At 58.2% G+C, this 17,261-nt stretch carries 17 protein-coding genes and 3 pseudogenes; 16 read left to right on the forward strand and 4 right to left on the reverse strand.

Annotated features, from left to right (window positions below; all coding sequences use genetic code 11):
- Positions 1-294 precede the first annotated feature (294 nt).
- The 9 genes and pseudogenes from V9T28_RS23425 to V9T28_RS22880 all read left to right on the forward strand — a co-directional run.
- Positions 295-624 (forward strand): annotated as a pseudogene (locus tag V9T28_RS23425) (DDE-type integrase/transposase/recombinase); the annotation flags it as partial.
- A gap of 406 nt (positions 625-1,030) precedes the next feature.
- Entirely contained in the window at positions 1,031-1,702 is a 672-nt protein-coding gene (locus V9T28_RS22845) for a GntR family transcriptional regulator (RefSeq protein WP_116402091.1), read from the forward strand.
- A 120-nt stretch (positions 1,703-1,822) separates the two neighbouring features.
- On the forward strand, positions 1,823-2,896 hold the full coding sequence (locus V9T28_RS22850) for a 4-hydroxythreonine-4-phosphate dehydrogenase PdxA (RefSeq protein ID WP_116402090.1): 1,074 nt from the start codon (positions 1,823-1,825) through the stop codon (positions 2,894-2,896).
- Positions 2,897-3,010: 114 nt separating this feature from the next.
- Entirely contained in the window at positions 3,011-3,706 is a 696-nt protein-coding gene (locus V9T28_RS22855; RefSeq protein ID WP_116402089.1) for an amino acid ABC transporter permease, read from the forward strand.
- 15 nt (positions 3,707-3,721) lie between these two features.
- The gene (locus V9T28_RS22860; protein WP_116402088.1) at positions 3,722-4,369 is read left to right on the forward strand and encodes an amino acid ABC transporter permease; all 648 of its coding nucleotides are present in this window, start codon (positions 3,722-3,724) and stop codon (positions 4,367-4,369) included.
- A gap of 2 nt (positions 4,370-4,371) precedes the next feature.
- Positions 4,372-5,151: an amino acid ABC transporter ATP-binding protein gene (locus tag V9T28_RS22865; protein ID WP_281024280.1), complete on the forward strand. Its 780-nt coding sequence runs from the start codon at positions 4,372-4,374 to the stop codon at positions 5,149-5,151.
- A gap of 35 nt (positions 5,152-5,186) precedes the next feature.
- On the forward strand, positions 5,187-5,978 hold the full coding sequence (locus V9T28_RS22870; protein WP_116402086.1) for a transporter substrate-binding domain-containing protein: 792 nt from the start codon (positions 5,187-5,189) through the stop codon (positions 5,976-5,978).
- A gap of 177 nt (positions 5,979-6,155) precedes the next feature.
- Complete coding sequence (locus V9T28_RS22875) at positions 6,156-7,235, forward strand: YncE family protein (protein WP_116402085.1); 1,080 nt, start codon at positions 6,156-6,158, stop codon at positions 7,233-7,235.
- A 466-nt stretch (positions 7,236-7,701) separates the two neighbouring features.
- Entirely contained in the window at positions 7,702-8,586 is an 885-nt protein-coding gene (locus tag V9T28_RS22880) for an NAD(P)-dependent oxidoreductase (protein ID WP_116402084.1), read from the forward strand.
- A 264-nt stretch (positions 8,587-8,850) separates the two neighbouring features.
- On the opposite strand, the gene V9T28_RS22885 is transcribed toward V9T28_RS22880, so the two are convergent.
- From V9T28_RS22885 to groES, 4 genes are all read right to left on the reverse strand, one after another.
- Positions 8,851-9,075, reverse strand: a complete 225-nt coding sequence (locus V9T28_RS22885; RefSeq protein WP_116402083.1) for a hypothetical protein — start codon at positions 9,073-9,075, stop codon at positions 8,851-8,853.
- Positions 9,076-9,115: 40 nt separating this feature from the next.
- Positions 9,116-9,448 carry a DUF982 domain-containing protein gene (locus V9T28_RS22890; RefSeq protein ID WP_116402082.1) on the reverse strand — a complete coding sequence of 111 codons (333 nt, stop codon included), beginning with the start codon at positions 9,446-9,448 and terminating at the stop codon, positions 9,116-9,118.
- Between the two features lie 253 nt (positions 9,449-9,701).
- Positions 9,702-11,330, reverse strand: a complete 1,629-nt coding sequence (gene groL, locus V9T28_RS22895; protein WP_116402081.1) for a chaperonin GroEL — start codon at positions 11,328-11,330, stop codon at positions 9,702-9,704.
- A 46-nt stretch (positions 11,331-11,376) separates the two neighbouring features.
- Positions 11,377-11,691, reverse strand: a complete 315-nt coding sequence (groES, locus tag V9T28_RS22900) for a co-chaperone GroES (RefSeq protein WP_116402080.1) — start codon at positions 11,689-11,691, stop codon at positions 11,377-11,379.
- Positions 11,692-12,027: 336 nt separating this feature from the next.
- Here groES and V9T28_RS22905 point away from each other — a divergent pair, with 336 nt between their 5' ends.
- The 7 genes and pseudogenes from V9T28_RS22905 to V9T28_RS22935 all read left to right on the forward strand — a co-directional run bounded on the left by V9T28_RS22905 (position 12,028) and on the right by V9T28_RS22935 (position 17,250).
- Positions 12,028-12,372 carry a hypothetical protein gene (locus V9T28_RS22905; protein WP_116402107.1) on the forward strand — a complete coding sequence of 115 codons (345 nt, stop codon included), beginning with the start codon at positions 12,028-12,030 and terminating at the stop codon, positions 12,370-12,372.
- Between the two features lie 472 nt (positions 12,373-12,844).
- On the forward strand, positions 12,845-13,312 hold the full coding sequence (locus V9T28_RS22910; protein WP_116402079.1) for an Hsp20 family protein: 468 nt from the start codon (positions 12,845-12,847) through the stop codon (positions 13,310-13,312).
- 83 nt (positions 13,313-13,395) lie between these two features.
- Positions 13,396-13,905 carry an Hsp20/alpha crystallin family protein gene (locus V9T28_RS22915; RefSeq protein WP_116402078.1) on the forward strand — a complete coding sequence of 170 codons (510 nt, stop codon included), beginning with the start codon at positions 13,396-13,398 and terminating at the stop codon, positions 13,903-13,905.
- A gap of 745 nt (positions 13,906-14,650) precedes the next feature.
- Positions 14,651-15,082: a hypothetical protein gene (locus tag V9T28_RS22920; RefSeq protein ID WP_116402076.1), complete on the forward strand. Its 432-nt coding sequence runs from the start codon at positions 14,651-14,653 to the stop codon at positions 15,080-15,082.
- Between the two features lie 659 nt (positions 15,083-15,741).
- Positions 15,742-15,993, forward strand: a pseudogene (locus V9T28_RS22925) (zinc-binding dehydrogenase); the annotation flags it as partial.
- Positions 15,994-16,113: 120 nt separating this feature from the next.
- Positions 16,114-16,650, forward strand: a pseudogene (locus V9T28_RS22930) (plasmid pRiA4b ORF-3 family protein).
- A 60-nt stretch (positions 16,651-16,710) separates the two neighbouring features.
- Entirely contained in the window at positions 16,711-17,250 is a 540-nt protein-coding gene (locus V9T28_RS22935) for a hypothetical protein (RefSeq protein WP_116402073.1), read from the forward strand.
- Positions 17,251-17,261: the final 11 nt, after the last annotated feature.

Here is a 17,261-nt window from a genome sequence, read left to right on the forward strand (position 1 = left end):
TGCTGGGCGCCGGCTCGCCGAGCCTAGGTGGGCCCGGGCAAGCGAGCAATTGCGCTCGAACTCGTAGTGCTCGGTCCGTTCGGGACCCACCATCAGCATCGGCTACAAGAGTGCCTCAAGGGGACTCTACTTCTTCTTAGTCCACTGGATCTCGGCAGTGACTAGGCGATCAGGCCGTGGCTTGCGTGCGAGTACGCGGATCATGAAGTCAAGCGGAGCTGCTTGTGGTGTTTGCTGTGAGGTAGTTGAACGGGATGAGGAAAATTCCGTCGCTGCCGCGTCCAAAAGGGTTCCGTCACCCGCGAAACGGTCCGGCTTTGGGTCAACCGGTTCGGAGGCCATTTTGTGGCTTGCCTTCGCCGGGACAGACCCCGGCCGCGGGACAAGTGGCGGATGGACGCGGTCGTCATCCACATCAACGGCGAAGCCTGCTGGCCGTGGCGGGCCATGGACGCCGATGGCGATGTACTGGATATCCTGGTCCAGAAGCGGCGCAACGCCAAGGCCGCCCGTTGCTTTTTCCGACGCCTCGTCCAGCAGTACGCCTGGGCTCGGGTTCTGGTGACGGACAAGCTGTGCAGTTATGGCGTTGCCGCCAGGACGGTGACGCCGGAATCTGAGCACCTTTGCATTACATCTGAAACTGCATTCCGCTTTCGATGCATTTCATCTGAGATTCGTAAACCGGTCGATCGACCGCCGACACCGACCGTGGCGCTTCTTGTAAGGGCAGGAGACATCAGGCTTTTCAGGAACGGCGCGACATCCAAATTGAGACTCAAAGCCCGATCCGGTCTCATATGAAATGTCGAAATTGGGGTTGGCACGCGCGAGTCTCGCCATGAAGTACCAATCGACACTGCCCGTGTCCGGTGCGGCGACGTTCGGTCTTAGGGCATGAAGCGTTTTGTCGCCAGGGCTTGTGACGGCGGCAAAGCCGATCGGCCTCACTCGCTGCATACTGCATACTTTATGTTATGCGCGTCCTGGTGTATTCGTCCCGTTGGACTGTCAGTTTTCAGGGGACATTATGAGCGATACGGGAATGCTCGACACTGTCGTTCCGATGCAGCGGCGAAGCTTGCATGCCGAACTCGTGGAACGGTTGCGCGACATGGTCATCGAAGGCCAGCTACCTCCAGGAGCCCGTATCCACGAAGGTCAGGTATGTGCCGCGCTGGGGGTGTCGCGCACGCCACTGCGGGAAGCGCTCAAATATCTCGCGAGCGAAGGGCTGATCGATTTGGTGCCGGGGCGCGGCGCCATCGTGCACAAGCTTTCGGGCAAGGATGTGCGCGAGATGCTCGATGTGCTGACCGCGCTGGAAGTGCTGGGCGCCCGCCTCGCGTGCCGGGCAGGGAGCGATGCCGGCATCGCGCATATCCGGCACTTGCATGACGAGATGATGCGCTTCTATCGCGAGCAGAACCGGCTCGAATATTACAAGCTGAACCAGGCGATCCATTCCGGCATCGTCGCCCTGTCCGGCAACGCATATCTCGCCAACACGCACGAAACGATCCAACTGCGCCTCAAACGCATTCGGTTCATCGGCAATGAGGAGCGGGCTAAGTGGGAGGGCGCTGTCGCCGAACACGAGGAGATGATCCGCGCGCTGGAGGCGCGTGATGAGGCGCAGCTGGCGGCTGCCGTCCAGCGCCATCTGGAACGGACCTGGGAGCGCGTGGCGCCATTCGTGTGAGGTCCAAAGCGGGCAGAATTGCTTGATTGTCATCCTGCATACAGAATTCAGAATATTAAATGTTGCATGCTGGGCGCCGATTTGCCATAGTCCAGGGCGTTGTTGCTCATGGCGGCCCGGATGAATCAGTCTCTCCCCACAATTGCGCTCGCGATCGGCGATCCCGCCGGGATCAGTCCGGAACTCACGGCCAAGGTCATCGCCCTGCCAGAGGTGCGGAAGGCGGCTCGGTTTGTTCTTTTCGGCGACAAACGGGTTCTTGACGCCGGGGCACGGGTCGCTGGCATCGATCCTGATGTGGCGGTGGCTTCGACGGTCGAGGAGGCGTTGCGATCTCCTTATGACAAGCCGATCCTGGTCGATTTGGCGAATTGCGATCCGGCGACCGTCCGGGTCGGAGAAGTGAGCCGACAGGGTGGTGCGGCGGCGCTGCAGAATTTCAGGACGGCGATCGATCTGGCGCGAGCGGGGGCGGTCGATGCGATCTGTTTCACGCCCTTCAACAAGGCGGCGATGCGGCTGGCCCATCCGACCTATGCCGATGAAATCGTATTTCTCGACGAGATTCTTGGCACGCGCGGAACGGCGAGCGAATTCAACATTCTCGACAATGTCTGGAACGCCCGGGTGACGTCGCATGTGCCGCTGAAAGGCGTCGCTGAACTGATCACCAAGGCAGCCATTCTGCAATCGATCGAGCGGACGCATGGGTCCATGGTGCGTGCAGGCTTCACCGCGCCGCGCATCGCCGTGGCGGCCCTCAACCCGCATGCCGGAGATGGTGGCAATTTTGGCCGCGAGGAAATCGACGTCATCGGCCCGGCGGTAGAGGAGGCGAAGGCGAAGGGGTTTGCGGTCGAAGGCCCTTTTCCGTCCGATACGGTGTTCTTGCGGGCAAAGTCGGGTGCCTTCGATGCGGTCCTGACCATGTATCACGATCAGGGACAGATCGCGATGAAGCTGATGGGTTTTGACGTCGGCGTCACCCTGCTCGGCGGCTATCCGGTTCCGATCGCGACGCCGGCGCATGGCACGGCCTACGAAATCGCGGGCAAAGGCATCGCCAATGTCGGTGCCACCCGTCAGGCGCTCTTGCTTGCGGCCCGAATGGGTCGGCGTGAGGCAGGCAGCCGGTTCGAACCGTCCGGGGCGGAGATCAGGCCGCCGCAAACGCGCGCCAAGCAGGGTGTGTGACCAACACGATATGTGTGGCAAAGGGAGGGGCGACGTGATCCAGGGAAGTGATCGATTGGTGCGTCATGAAATGGACTCCTTCGGTCGTTCCGTTGCGGCGCCGCGAGGTGCCGCATGAATTATCATTTCGACTTCAGCTTTCTCTGGGACCCGGACACGGCCTACTGGCGTGATTTTCTTTGGGGCACCTGGCTCACCATCAAACTCACATTGGCGGGCATGGTCTGCGGCTTCCTGCTCGGAACGCTCTTCGCCATCGGCAGCACGCAAGGTGGCCGTTGGACGCAGCGGATCATCGCCGCCTATGTCGAGGTCGTGCGCAACACGCCCTTGCTGGTGCAAACGTTCTGGCTCTTCTTCGGCCTGACGGGCTTGGGCATCAGATTGACCGCTTTCGCCGCAGCCATCATCGCCCTGACTTTGAATATTTCAGCCTATACCGGCGAAATCATTCGGGCTGGTATCGAATCGATCCGCAAGGGGCAGATCGAGGCCGGCGAAAGTCTCGGTCTGTCGCGGACACAAGTGCTGCGCGATATCGTGTTGCCGCCCGCGATCGAACGGGTCGTGCCGGCTCTTGCCGGACAGTTCGTCCTGATGATGCTTGCGACCTCCATCATGGCGCAGATTTCGGCGGAAGAACTCATGGCCGCGGCAAGCCGGATTCAATCCGAGTCTTTCCGCGGCTTTGAGATCTATATCGTCGTTGCGGTGATCTATCTCGTTCTGACGGTTCTGCTGCGGCTTCTGTTCAATGTTTTGGCCTGGATCGCCTTTCCCCGGCGTCGTCGGCTCGGCACGCCGGTGTGAAGGAGAGGGTAAGGCATGACATTCTCGCTCTCGCATTTCCTCTATCTGCTGCAAGGAACCTTTTGGACGATTCTCTTGTCCATCTTCGGGTTCCTGGGCGGCGGCATCCTCGGCCTGACGATCGCGTTGATGCGCGTTTCGTCTGTTCGCTTTTTGCGGTGGATCGCGACCGGCTACATCGAGGTCCTACAAGGCATTCCGCTGCCGGTGCTGATGTTCCTGTCTTATTTCGGCCTGGGGATCACGGGCTTCGACGTGCCGGCGCTCGTCGCGGCAAGCCTCTCCATTGCCCTCAACGCGGCGGCTTTTCTGGGCGATATTTGGCGCGGCTGCATCGAGGCCGTGCCGAAGACGCAGTGGGAAGCCGCCGACAGTCTCACACTTTCGCCGTTCCGGCGCATGACCGACGTCATTCTCCCGCAGGCCGTGCGTCTTGCCATTCCGCCAACCATCGGCTTCAGCGTGCAGATCATCAAGAACACATCCTATGCTGTCGTGATCGGCTTCATCGAACTGACTCAGTCCGGCAAGATCATCAACAACGCTATCTTTGAACCCTTTGTCGTGTTCACGATCGTCGGTGCGATCTACTTCCTCCTCTGCTCGCCCCTGTCCCGGGCGAGCCGAAGGCTGGAAGGACGTTTGCGCGCACGGGGAGCCTGATGATGACGATGCACGTTTCCCAAGTGTCGCAGCAGCCGATTTCCTCCTCTGGCACAGCCGTGGTGCGCTTCATGGATGTGCACAAGAGCTTCGGTGCGGTCGAAGTGCTGAAAGGCATCAACTTCGATGTCGACCGCGGCGAGGTCGTGTGTCTGATCGGCCGGAGCGGATCGGGCAAGAGCACGGCGCTGCGCTGTGTCAACGGTCTCGAACCGATCAATTCGGGGACGATAGACGTCTGCGGCCATCGTCTCGGCGGCGGTAGTGCGCCCGATCTGCGAAATGTCCGCAAGGATGTGGGGATCGTCTTTCAAAGCTACAATCTGTTTCCCCACCTCACGGTCGAACAGAACATCACGCTCGCACCGCGGCGCACCAAGCGCATGCCGACGGACGAGGCGCGTGCGCTTGCCATGTCCGTGCTCAATCGGGTGGGCCTCGCCGAAAAAGCGCAAAGCTATCCCGAACAGCTTTCGGGCGGTCAGCAACAGCGCGTCGCCATTGCGCGCGCACTCGCGATGAAGCCCCAAGTCATGCTGTTCGACGAGGTGACCTCGGCGCTCGATCCCGAGCTTACGGGCGAGGTGCTGAAAGTCATGGAAGATCTCGCCCGCGGCGGCATGACGATGCTGGTCGTAACGCATGAGATGGCCTTTGCCAGCCGCGTCGCGAACAAGATCATTTTCATGCACCAGGGCCGAATTTGGGAAACCGGCGGGCGGGACCTGCTTGCCCGGCCGCAAACGCCTGAGCTCAAGCAATTCATTGGGACGGGGCTTTAGAAACAGGCAAATATAGATAGCTTCAGGAGGAAACCATGGTTCGAAAACTTGCGCTGGTGGCCGTGCTCTGCACCGTGTCGTGCTTGGGTGTGGCCCGGGCCGATACATTGAGCGAGATCAAGGAGCGGCACAAGCTCATGGTCGGCATCGATCTCGGATTACCGCCCTATGGGACGGTTGATTCGGCGATGCAGCCGACCGGTTCGGATGTCGAGGCGGCTCGCCTGCTTGCGGCTGATCTCGGCGTCGATCTCGATATCGTTCCGACGACCGGCGCGAACCGCATCCCCTTCCTGCAGACCCACAAGATCGATGTCGTGATGTCATCTTTTTCGGTCACGGAAGCTCGCAAGAAGGTGGTCGATTTCTCTCGTCCCTACGGAATGATCACCATCATTTGCGCCGCGCCGGCTGCCGTGAGCGTCGCGAGCGCCAAGGATCTTGAAGGCAAGACCGTGGCCGTGACGAGAGGCACCGGGGCCGATGCCGACGCGACCAAAATCGCCAAGGAGGACGACAAGATTTCGATTGCCCGGTTTGACGATGACGCAACGCTCATCACCGCGCTCTCCTCGGGTCAGCAGGACATTATGATTTCGGCACCGGCCCAGATGCGCGACATCAATCAGCGTGCACCCGACCGGAAGCTCGAGCAAAAATTCGTCATCCGGACGAATGGTTATGCGGTCGGCCTGCGCAAGGACGACAAGACTTTACTCGACGCCGTCAACGACTGGGTGGCCAAGGATCTCGCGGACGGGAAATTGCGGGCGGTGTACGCGAAATGGCATCAGGCCGAGCTTCCGGTCGAGATGCCGCTGGAATGATCTGAAAGTCTCGCGCAGGGCGATCCCGGATCTGCCGAAATTTCAGGTGTGATCGGGCGCTCCGCACGAATCCAAATTTCCGCCAACCACACTGACGCGGAAAACGCGGCGGCAGAGACGTGCTGCCCGCTGGCTCGCGCATGGGCCATGCCATGCGCCGATAGGGAGGAAAGCGATATGAAATTGCAAACGATACTTATGGTGTCGACGCTGCTCGTCGCAGGTCTGACGCATGTCCATGCGGAGGAGGCCAAGCAAACCGCTGCGATTGATCTCGGCGGTAATCCGCTGGATAATTTCGATATTGGCTGGGTCGACGGCAAGAGCGGCCGTTACTATCTCGCGGACCGCTCGAATGCAGCCGTCGATGTCATCGATACGGCGAAGAAGTCGTTCCTTTATCGCATTACAGGCTTCGCGGGAACGAAGAAGCCCGGATCGATCGGCGGACCGAATGGTTTGATGGTCGTTGCCGATACGCAGGAACTCTATGTCGGCGACGGCGACAGCACGTTGAAGATCTATGATCTCACCAAGAGCCCGCCGGCATTGGTCAAGACGATTCCCACGGGCGGGAAGTTCCGCGTCGACGAAATGGCTTATGATCCGCAGCATAAAGTCGTGATCGTCGCCAACGACAGCGACAAGCCCGCTTTTGATACGTTCATTTCCGCAGATCATGACCATGCCGTGCTTGGCAAACTTGAAATGCCGGATGCAAGCGATGGCATCGAGCAGCCGAGCTACGTGCCTTCCATCGGTAAATTCATCCAATCGGTTCCGATCTACAAGGAAGAGAAAACCGGCGGCATCGCCGTCATCGATCCGGTCAAGCGCACGCTCGACAAAATCATTCCGCTCGATCAATGCGAGCCGGCCGGATCGGCCCTCGGCCCGAACAGTGACGTGCTGATGGGATGCAAAGCGGGCGATTCCGCGCCCGACCTACCAGCGCACAGCGTCATCGTCGACGTCGCGAAAGAAAAAGCTGTAGCGACGGTTGAACAAATCGGCGGCAGTGACGAGGTCTGGTATAACCCGGGCAACAAAATGTATTTCCTCGCTGCGCGTGATTTCACTGGCGGTCCGATGCTTGGAGTGATCAATGCGACGACCCACGCGTGGGTTGCCAACGCGACGACCTATAAGAACTCGCATTCGGTGGCCGCCGATCCGACAAGTAACGACGTTTTCGTGCCCTTGTCCGCCGGTGCGAGCTGCAAGACGGGTTGCGTCGGCGTCTACGAAGTACATTGATCCTGAATCATCCACAGCACCGCAGGATGAATGATTGTGGACCGCGATCCGTGCGTCGCGGTCTTACTCAAGGGAATGGGAGCCTAAGAATTTATTGTGTTCCTCGCCTGCGTGCTCAAACCGGGCTGTAATGTTAACCCGATGTTGGGTGCAAATTGGATGGGTTTTGTTACTAAGATTTTGTTTATGTAGAGAGCAGGAAAATCTGTGGGGAGCTTCCGGTAATCCGAGCGAGAGAGGGTTGATAGACTTGTCGCAGGAGCCCTCTGCAGCCGACTTGACGGAGCATGCCTGACGAAGGGATCGGCTCATCGGATTTAGCCCGGGGTTCGATCCTGCAACTCACGGTCCGCCTGCCCTATGTGGGCCCGATGGTCTGGAGGCGTATCTTGGTGCCTGCGCTGTTCAGTCGACAAAGGGGCGAGTGGAGGGCCCGTCACGCAACCGAATTTTCGATGGGATTAACATGACTCGTAAACAGACCGTCGCATTTCTTGGAACGGGCCTCATGGGGCTGCACATGGCTCGCAATCTGTTGCGGGCCGGCTATCCCGTCGCCGCGTGGAACAGGACTCGGGCCAAAGCCGAGGAACTCTCGTCCGACGGCGCGCGCGTCGTCGATGCCGCTCCTGATGCCGTGCGCGACGCCGATTTCGTTATCTCGATGCTAGAGAACGGCGGGATCGTCGAGAAGGTTTTGTTCGACTCTGGTGTGGCCGACGCGGTCCAGCCCGGCAGCGTCGTCATCGACATGAGTTCGATCAAGCCGTCGGAGGCACAGGATCACGCGAGACGGCTGACCGACCGCGGTGTCGCCTATCTGGATGCGCCCGTCTCGGGCGGGACCACGGGCGCGGAGGCCGGCACTCTCGCGATCATGGCCGGCGGCGGGCCGGAGGTTTTCGACCGGGCGGAAACCGTTCTGAAAGCGATGGGCCGTCCGGTTCACATCGGTCCCTATGGGGCGGGGCAATTGGCCAAACTGGCGAACCAGGTGATCGTCGGCGCGACGATCGGCGCCGTCGCCGAAGCCTTCCTGCTTGCGGAAAGAGGCGGCGCGGATCCGGCTAGAGTGCGCGAGGCGCTGCGGGGCGGGTTCGCGGAGAGCCGGGTTCTCGATCTTCATGGACGGCGCATGGTGGAACGTGACTTCGTCACGCGGGGCCGCTCCGTCACGCATCTCAAGGATATCGACAATGCCCTTGATGCGGCAGCCCGGCTCGGCGTGAACGATACGCCGTTCACGAAGGCGACTGCGGATCTTTTTCGCGGATTGCTCGCGAATGCCTGCGATCTCGACCATTCCGCGCTTCTCGTCGAACTCGAACGCCGCAACGCTATCAAGAATTGAGGTACAGCTTCGTCGTCGATGGTATGATTGCGGTCCCGATGTGGATGGGTTCGTCTACTCCAAGGCGCTATTGCATGGGAGTTGGATGCTGGCCTCCAGTTCTTAGCGTTCGATAACCTGACCCGTGTGCCGCGGACCTGCGAAATCCCTCTCTCTAAATGCGCAAGGCAAATCTCGCCTGCCCGCTCGCCCACCGGCCGAGCCGCTGATTGATGTTTGACGAATATCCCAAACGCGAAACCTCGATGGTTTGTCGCGTCGAGGTCAGTCGCGACGCGTTGGGATGGTCAACGCAGCGCGTCTCGCAGCTACTGCCATCCAGTCACGCAACAGCCCTTGGTCGTCTCTCGAAAAGGAGGCACGCCGCTTGAGATCCTCCAGCGTGTCACCAGGATGACATCGTTCAAAATCTTCACGGATCAGCGTTTCGAGGAAAGCAGATTCCTCTTCACTCGTGGTGCAGAGACCGTAAGAGGAGGTGGTCGGCATCGCACACGCTCCAATTTTCCTGCTCTCCTTGTTCCACGATCTACTGGCGAACGCATGGACCGGGTGTCAGCGGTGGCGTCCAACCTGACCTCGGGAACCCCGCTTGTCGTGGTCGAGATCTATTGCTTTGCGGCACTAACAGCCCAGCACGGCGGCCAGCTTTCACAAAGGCCTTGCGCGCCTCGCGCGAATCGCGCCAACCATCTAATGCATCACGGCACACATGATAGGCGGCGCGATATGTTCTGCCGCGCGCCGATTCAGGCCATTTCTCGGATAGGCATTCGATTGCCTCCCATACGTTTGCAACCACACATTCGCGGCCGGACTTTAACGTCAGTCTGACCGGATCAGAAAAGCAGATGTTATTCATCGTACCGTGACTCCTGCTCGAGTACCAGATATTGAATGAAATTGTGTTTCATTGATCTCTCTCCATGCCGCCGTCTACCGTCCTGCACTTACCTCTGCCGCCTGCCGACCTACGAGCGATTTCAGGCCACTTGAAGGGGAAGCAGGTCGTCGGCCTCCGCGACGGAAACTTTGTTGTTGTCAGTGCATGTTCAGGACAAAATTGTCGAAAGACATGCCATGTCCGCGTCGACGGACGCGGACATGTTTCCTTCTCAGAAATCCATGCCGCCGCCAGGCATCGGCGGAGCCGGCACCTCTTTCTTCGGCTTTTCAGCCACCATAGCCTCGGTTGTCACTAGCAGACCGGCGACAGAAGCGGCATCTTGCAGGGCCGTGCGTACAACCTTGGCGGGGTCGATTACACCCTGCTTGTACAGGTCGCCAAACTCGCCGGTCTGGGCATTCCAGCCATAGGCGAAATCCGTCTTCTCGCGCAGTTTGCCAACGATGATCGAGGCTTCTGAACCAGCGTTCTCCGCAATCTGTCGAACCGGCGCTTCAATTGCGCGGCGCACGATATCGACGCCATATTTTTGATCGACATTCTCGGTTTGGATAGTGTCCAGTACTTTTGCCGCCCTAAGCAGAGCGACACCGCCACCAGGTAAGATACCTTCCTCCACGGCCGCACGCGTTGCGTGCATGGCGTCATCGACGCGGTCCTTGCGCTCCTTCACTTCGACCTCAGTCGAGCCGCCGACCCGGATAACTGCAACGCCGCCGGCGAGCTTCGCTAGACGCTCCTGCAGCTTCTCACGGTCATAGTCGGAAGTGGTATCCTCGATTTGCGCTTTGATCTGGCTGATGCGGCCCTCAATCTCGGTCCTTGAACCGGCCCCGTCGACGATAGTTGTGTTTTCTTTCTCGACGACGATCTTTTTGGCACGGCCGAGCATGTTGAGCGTGACATTTTCCAGCTTGATGCCAAGGTCGTCGCTGATGGCGGTACCGCCGGTAAGGATGGCGATGTCTTCCAGCATAGCTTTGCGACGATCGCCAAAGCCCGGCGCCTTGACCGCTGCGACCTTTAGGCCACCGCGAAGCTTGTTGACCACCAGCGTCGCCAGCGCCTCGCCCTCCACGTCTTCTGCGATAATGAGCAACGGCTTGCTCGATTGCACCGCCGCCTCGAGTATGGGCAGCATGGCCTGGAGATTGCCAAGTTTTTTCTCATGAATGAGTACATACGGCTCTTCGAGCTCGACACGCATCTTGTCAGGATTGGTGACAAAGTAGGGCGAAAGGTAGCCGCGATCGAATTGCATGCCCTCGACCACCTCAAGCTCAGTGTCCGCGGTCTTGGCCTCCTCAACCGTGATGACACCCTCGTTACCGACCTTCTGCATGGCATCGGCCAAGAAACGACCGATCTCGGTGTCGCCATTGGCCGAGATCGTGCCGATCTGGGCGATCTCGTCGTTGTTGGTCACCTTGCGTGCATTGCTCTTGAGCTCGGCGACGATCGCGTCGACTGCTTTGTCGATGCCCCGTTTGAGGTCCATCGGATTCATACCGGAGGCCACCGCCTTGGCGCCCTCTCGGACAATGGCTTGGGCGAGGACAGTCGCGGTGGTGGTGCCGTCGCCAGCAATGTCGCTGGTCTTCGAGGCCACCTCGCGCACCATCTGGGCGCCCATATTCTCGAACTTGTCTTCCAGTTCGATTTCCTTCGCCACCGTTACACCATCCTTGGTGATGCGCGGGGCACCGAACGATTTGTCCAGTACGACGTTACGCCCCTTCGGCCCAAGCGTAACTTTCACCGCATCGGCAAGAATGTTGACCCCACGCAACATGTGCTCACGCGCGTCAGCACGGAATTTGACGTCCTTGGCGACCATTCTTTTTCTCCTTCTCAGGTAGCTTCAATGGTTAGCGTCTAGGTGCTCAGGCTGCCTTCCGAGTCTCAGAGGCAGACTCGATCACGCCCATCACGTCGCTTTCTTTCATGATGAGCAGGTCCTCACCATGGAGTTTGATCTCTGTGCCTGACCATTTGCTGAACAGGATGCGGTCGCCGACTTTGACGTCGAGTTCAACTGGCTTACCCGCCTCGTCGCGTCCGCCGGGGCCGACGGCAACGACCTCGCCCTCCTGCGGCTTTTCCTTGGCGGTGTCGGGGATAATGATGCCACCGGCCGTCTTTTCTTCGGCTTCGATGCGGCGGACCAGGATGCGATCATGCAATGGACGGAACTTCATATCGGTCTCCTTCAGGACAAGCGGATTTCGAGAGGTTCCTCCGCTTCGGATCGCATAGATCCGGAGCGGGGCTGGGGCGACCCTTTACGGCGTCGCGCGCATATCGATCTGGGTCCGGGATTTTTCGAATTCAAGAGGAGTTCGCAAAAATTTTAGCACTCAGGGCGAGAGACTGATAACGCCATGAAAACATGAGCGTAATAGAGATATAGCCGCGTCTTCACACTTGAATTTTCTAAAAAAATCGGCCAAAATAAAACAGTGCCCGGTGTGGCCGGGTCGGCCCCAGCCGAGCCCGAAATGACAAAGGAGCTTTTTTGGAGACGGAGGATAATCATGAACCGGCAAAAGCTCTCGCCGATCATTCCTTCACTTGTTCCTGAATCACTCGACCCAGAACTTGATAGGCTGTTCTCCCCGTCGAGGTATTTCAAGCATCCTGACGAAGTCCTGAAGGATGATGCGCTTGACCTCGAGGAGAAGCGCGCGATCCTATCGTCATGGGTCTCAGACGCCTGTGCGGTGGAATCCGTTCCGGCCTTGCGCCAGCCGCCCTCTGCCAGCCGCCCGGTTTCCGTTGATGAGATCATGGAGGCGCTACGCCGGCTGGACGAAACCAGCGGCGCGGGCGAATGCGTGCACCTGTCGCGCCACAAGAGCCGGCAAGGGCTGGACGCCTGACCCGGCAACTAAGGGGAGATTGATGGTCGGCAGGGAGTTCTGCCTGCACACGGAGGGTTATGGCCTTGAGTCCAGACATCCGCGGCGAACTTCCTGACCATCCGAGCCCTCCGCAACTCTACCTCTGACAAGGATACGATGTCGTCCCAGGATTTCCGATGCCCGAGGGTCTTGTGCGTTTCGGGGAACACGGATTGCAAGGCTCATTCCATATGACAGGCGTCTTCCAACCTCATGTGACTCCATCGAGTTTTCGGGCGGTACATAGGTCCTACAATCCGCTGTTGCAAGGGATGCCGTGCCCATTGCTCAGGACGATGACCAATGCGCATTCTGACATCTTGACGCCTGGGAAGGTCGTACCTACGTCACTACAGCCGGTCGGCTTGTTGAGACCGGCGCTGTCGGGGAGGAGCGCCAGGCTGCTTCCAGGCGCCCCTCGTATCTATGTTGCTCCACGGAGGATGTAGCTATGAGAACAAGTATGGACTTTTCTCCCTTCTATAGGTCGAGCATTGGCTTCGACCGAATATTCGACCTGCTCGAAAAAGCGAATGTACCGCAAAATGCGGACAATTGGCCGCCTTATGACATCGCTAAGGTCAATGAAGACACTTACCGCATCGTCATCGCGGTGGCTGGTTTCGGGGAAGATGAACTGACCATCACCCAGGAAGTGAACACGCTTATGGTCAATGGCGCTAAGGCCGAAAACGGGGAGATTCAATATCTCCATCACGGCTTGGCTCTAAGACCTTTCGCTCGCCGGTTCGAGCTCGCGGACCATGTCAGCGTCATCGGCGCGAAGTTGGAAAACGGTCTGCTGATCATCGATCTCAAGAAGGAAATTCCTGAGGAGATGAAGCCGCGCCGGATCTCCATCAAAGGAGCGACGACCAAGAAGCCATCGGAACGGATCGAAGGCGGAGTCGCGGCCTGACCGCAGGCAACCGGCATGCACGAACTCCCATCCCGATGGGGAGGGGCGTTCGTTGTGAGCAAAGCTAAAGAAAGGAAACAGTGATGAGTGTACGTGATCTGATCCCATGGAACCGTGGCAACAATCAGCGACCGATGATCTATCGCGGCGACGACATGGACCCGTTTCTGTCGTTGCATCGCAACGTCAATCGACTATTTGACGAAGTCTTTCGTGGTTTTGACACCCCGTCGGTGTTCGGTCAGTTGATGCCCAACAACGGTGTTTGGCCCAGCGTCGAATTCTCTGAAACCGATAAGGAAATCCGTGTGACGGCCGAGGTGCCAGGTCTCGAGGAAAAGGACATCGAGGTGCTGCTGGAAGATGGCGTCCTGACACTTCGCGGCGAGAAGAAATCGGAGACCGAAGACAAGAATCGTCAATTCAGTGAACGCTACTATGGGCGATTCGAACGGCGCCTTGCTCTTGGTTGCGAGGTCGACGAAAACAAGGTTGCGGCGACTTTCAAAAACGGCGTGCTCACCGTGACGCTGCCGAAGACCGAAAAGGCTCAGACGAACGCCAAGCATATTGCGATCAACAGCAGCAATTGAGCAGATAAATCGACAAGCTGACCGGATGCGTGCCCGCGCATCCGGCGGCGTCCTTCTCGAGAGGGAAGGTGTCGAGGACGAAGCTCAAGATGTCTTGAAAGATGACAACCTTTCGGCAAGTGAAAAGCGTGCGATTCTTTGATCCTGGGTATCCGATATCTATGCCGTCGAGTCCCAGCCCGGGCTCTGCAACGTGCCGGGAGTTTGCCGGCCTCTCTTTCTCGACGACATCTTGGCAGTGCTGATGAAGCTGAGCGACGATGATCCACCACCACGCGGTGGGGCTGCGGCATGCGGCCATTGCAGTTTTACAAGCTCTGCATGGGATCGTTCCGGTCGCAGCGCACTCAAGAGAGAAGTGCTAAAGGAAGACATTATGGATCAATACCACTTTCATCCACCTTGTATGAGTCGCTGCCGGCTCGTGCCTTACGCTTCTTCCAAATCAAGAGGATTTGTCCATAGGAATATCGGGGGTCGTTCCATCAGCCGAACGCTGCGTGCAAAAAACGTCCAGTGCCGGAGGAAATTGAATTGAACCGACACGTTTAGCACGTGCACGTTCTGGCCTGAAGCCAGAGGTGTGCTACCGAAAGCAGCCCGTTGCTTTCATCCTAGGTGCCAGCACAGGATAGCCAGTTTATTCCGTGTGCTGGCGAAATCTGCAACCTCTCAGCCAACTTGATACACATCTTGAAAATCGGATGGCTGTTCTTTGTAACTTCTGCGGGAGAAGAAAAAACAAATGGAACCAAGCATTCAGATTGATCAAGTGAAGCTTGAGGAATTGATCGTGCGCGTCAAGGAGGGTGAAGGACGTGACCAAGCATTGGATTGCGAAATCGCCATTTCTCTGCAGTATGTCCCGGATGCAATGGCAAAATTCAGTAATGTAAGAGCGCATCCGACGTCGCGATATAGCATGTTATACGACTCACCGATACGGGAGGGTGCCACCACCTTTATTCCCCTGCTGACATCGTCACTTGATGCAGTCGAAAAGCTCAGAGCTTGGGGAGTCGCAAATTGGATAATTGACGTATTACACGTAAGAAACGGCGAGTATATTGTACGAGCCGCCTCCGACACTGGGGCCACCATTCAAGCCACAGCACGTACGGAAGCGCGCGCGAGACTCGCTTCTGTGCTTCAGGCGTTCAAACAACCAAGGGATTAAAGATGGTTTTGTTTCCTCGCTTGCAATTGATCTTTTCTAAGCAGACAAGGGCGACAGCCGAGGCGTGTCATCCAGCAACCATGCAATCGCTCGGTCGAGGAGGGCAGGTCCGTCCCGTCCAGTGCAAAGGAGCGGATGCTCCCTCGAGCACTAAGACGTCAGATTGTCACAACCGGACAAACGCGAGACGGCCGAGTTCTGTAGTCGTCGCGTTCGGTGCATAGCTCACTGACAACAGCAATGACACACCCGTTGGTCGAAAAAGCGAAGTCGGAATTGGAACAAGCACAAGTGCAGCTTGAAGCTGCGCTTCGCGCGTGGGATGTGAGCGTTTCTGAATTGTGGCGGACTTCACTAGCACTCACGCAAGCCCAGAAACGAGTGACATACGCGCACGAACTGTTGCGAGATGCTCTGAACGCGGCGAGTGAATCCGACAAGAAATAGCATTCGCGCAAAGGTCTCTGGTAACAGTCAAGTATACATCGATTTTCCGAGATGCGAGGCATTGCCGCTGACGTCTGGACGCGGCGGTCGGCGCACTATTTGGATCCACAGGCGTCCGGACAGGACAGAAGACGTCGGGGTTTGATTACGCGATGCGGAACTGTTTGGCCAGGAACCTGTCGAACAGTCCAGCGGGTGCGAACCGGCGCAGCAGGCTCGGCGCGGATGTGGTGATCGACTACACCAGCCAGGACGTCGAGCAAGTTCTCTCAGGCTACGATGTGGTGCTGAACAGCCAGGATCCGGAGACGCTTGCGAAAACTCTAAGCGTCCTCAAGCGGGGCGGCCATCTCGTCTCTATTTCGGGCCCACCGGACCCGGCATTCGCGAAAGATCTTGGGCTGAACGCGCTCTTGATGCTTGTCGTTCGTCTATTGAGCCGAAGCGTGCAAAAAAGGCAAAGAGTCTAGGGAGTATAAAAAAGCTGGGGGTGCTGGGCGCCTTGGGTTAGCGTTGCGGCCATGTCTGACGATTGCAAATCTGGCGTGTACCAGCTCAAGGTGAGCTTGCGAGGGATTTCGCCGATGATATGGCGGCGGCTGCTCGTGCCGGAACAAATGACACTTTTCGATCTGCACCGAGCGATCCAGATCACGCTCGGCTGGGAAGATTACCATCTGCACGCGTTCAAGCTGCACGGTCGCTATTATGGCACGACACACGCCGGCGAACGCCATCGCGATGCGTCAGGCCGTCAAATCACTCTTGCGGACCTTCAATTACGTCTCCGCTAGCGAATTCTATACGAATACGACTTCGGCGACCAATGGGAGCACGAGATCAGGGTCGAGGCCAAGCTGGAGCGCAAGGATACCAAGATCTATCCGGTCTGCATAGGCGGCGCACGCGCTGGTCCACCCGAAGATATCGGTGGCCCGAACGGTTACTATGGGCTTCTCGATCGCCTCCCAGCGGACTCCTACGGTTGGCTTAGTGGCGACGCCGACGAAGACGATTTCGATGACGATGGCGGGTTATCCGACTACGATGCCGAGCGCTTCAGCCGGCACGAGGTGAATGCCGCACTGAAGCACGAACTGGGGTCTGTCACCGAAGGCTAATTGACGGAGACGCACGGCCGCTCCGTGTGCTTTCATCTCCATACTGACGAGGAGGTGAGGATGCAGTTTGCCATTCAACTCGTGATCCATGGCGGGAGCGCTATGGTCGAAACGCAGGAGGTCGCCACAATCGAGCGGGCAGACGGCGGGTTGTCGATCGACGAGATCGGCCTGACGCTCGAAGAAGTGAAGAGGACCTTAGCCTCGCTACAGGTCGCGATAACCGAAGCGCAGGCGATTGATTATCGTAGGCGCCAGCGACCTTGTCCCGGCTGCCGCCGCCTCCGGCGGCTCAAGGACAATCGCACAGTTACGGTTCGCACGTGCCTTGGAAAGCTTGCGCTGCCAAGCCCAAGATACGAGCACTGCAGATGCCAGTCTGGATCTGGGGCTATCGCGCCGGTGGTGGCCGCTCTGCCCGAACGTGTTACGCCCGATCTGCTTGCGCTTGAGGCGCGTTGGGCTTCGCTTGCAGCCTACGGTGTCACTGCCGCTCTGCTGGCCGACGTTGTCGATTTGCAGTTCATGATGAGACTGGGATGTTTAATTCGATCAATGGCTTGCGTGAGACTGGGTAGTAGACCTTTGCAGTTCATATGAGACTGGAGCAC

Source organism: Methylovirgula sp. 4M-Z18 (assembly GCF_037890675.1).
Taxonomy (GTDB): domain Bacteria; phylum Pseudomonadota; class Alphaproteobacteria; order Rhizobiales; family Beijerinckiaceae; genus 4M-Z18.

Bases quoted from the DNA above. Each gene is read 5' to 3' on its own strand.
- groES (WP_116402080.1), bottom strand. From the start codon at position 11,691: ATGAAGTTCCGTCCATTGCATGATCGCATCCTGGTCCGCCGCATCGAA.
- V9T28_RS22915 (WP_116402078.1), top strand. From the start codon at position 13,396: ATGAGTGTACGTGATCTGATCCCATGGAACCGTGGCAACAATCAGCGA.
- V9T28_RS22910 (WP_116402079.1), top strand. From the start codon at position 12,845: ATGAGAACAAGTATGGACTTTTCTCCCTTCTATAGGTCGAGCATTGGC.
- groL (WP_116402081.1), bottom strand. From the start codon at position 11,330: ATGGTCGCCAAGGACGTCAAATTCCGTGCTGACGCGCGTGAGCACATG.
- V9T28_RS22935 (WP_116402073.1), top strand. From the start codon at position 16,711: ATGCAGTTTGCCATTCAACTCGTGATCCATGGCGGGAGCGCTATGGTC.
- V9T28_RS22880 (WP_116402084.1), top strand. From the start codon at position 7,702: ATGACTCGTAAACAGACCGTCGCATTTCTTGGAACGGGCCTCATGGGG.
- V9T28_RS22870 (WP_116402086.1), top strand. From the start codon at position 5,187: ATGGTTCGAAAACTTGCGCTGGTGGCCGTGCTCTGCACCGTGTCGTGC.
- V9T28_RS22890 (WP_116402082.1), bottom strand. From the start codon at position 9,448: ATGAATAACATCTGCTTTTCTGATCCGGTCAGACTGACGTTAAAGTCC.
- V9T28_RS22865 (WP_281024280.1), top strand. From the start codon at position 4,372: ATGACGATGCACGTTTCCCAAGTGTCGCAGCAGCCGATTTCCTCCTCT.
- V9T28_RS22920 (WP_116402076.1), top strand. From the start codon at position 14,651: ATGGAACCAAGCATTCAGATTGATCAAGTGAAGCTTGAGGAATTGATC.
- V9T28_RS22905 (WP_116402107.1), top strand. From the start codon at position 12,028: ATGAACCGGCAAAAGCTCTCGCCGATCATTCCTTCACTTGTTCCTGAA.
- V9T28_RS22875 (WP_116402085.1), top strand. From the start codon at position 6,156: ATGAAATTGCAAACGATACTTATGGTGTCGACGCTGCTCGTCGCAGGT.
- V9T28_RS22855 (WP_116402089.1), top strand. From the start codon at position 3,011: ATGAATTATCATTTCGACTTCAGCTTTCTCTGGGACCCGGACACGGCC.
- V9T28_RS22885 (WP_116402083.1), bottom strand. From the start codon at position 9,075: ATGCCGACCACCTCCTCTTACGGTCTCTGCACCACGAGTGAAGAGGAA.
- V9T28_RS22850 (WP_116402090.1), top strand. From the start codon at position 1,823: ATGAATCAGTCTCTCCCCACAATTGCGCTCGCGATCGGCGATCCCGCC.
- V9T28_RS22845 (WP_116402091.1), top strand. From the start codon at position 1,031: ATGAGCGATACGGGAATGCTCGACACTGTCGTTCCGATGCAGCGGCGA.
- V9T28_RS22860 (WP_116402088.1), top strand. From the start codon at position 3,722: ATGACATTCTCGCTCTCGCATTTCCTCTATCTGCTGCAAGGAACCTTT.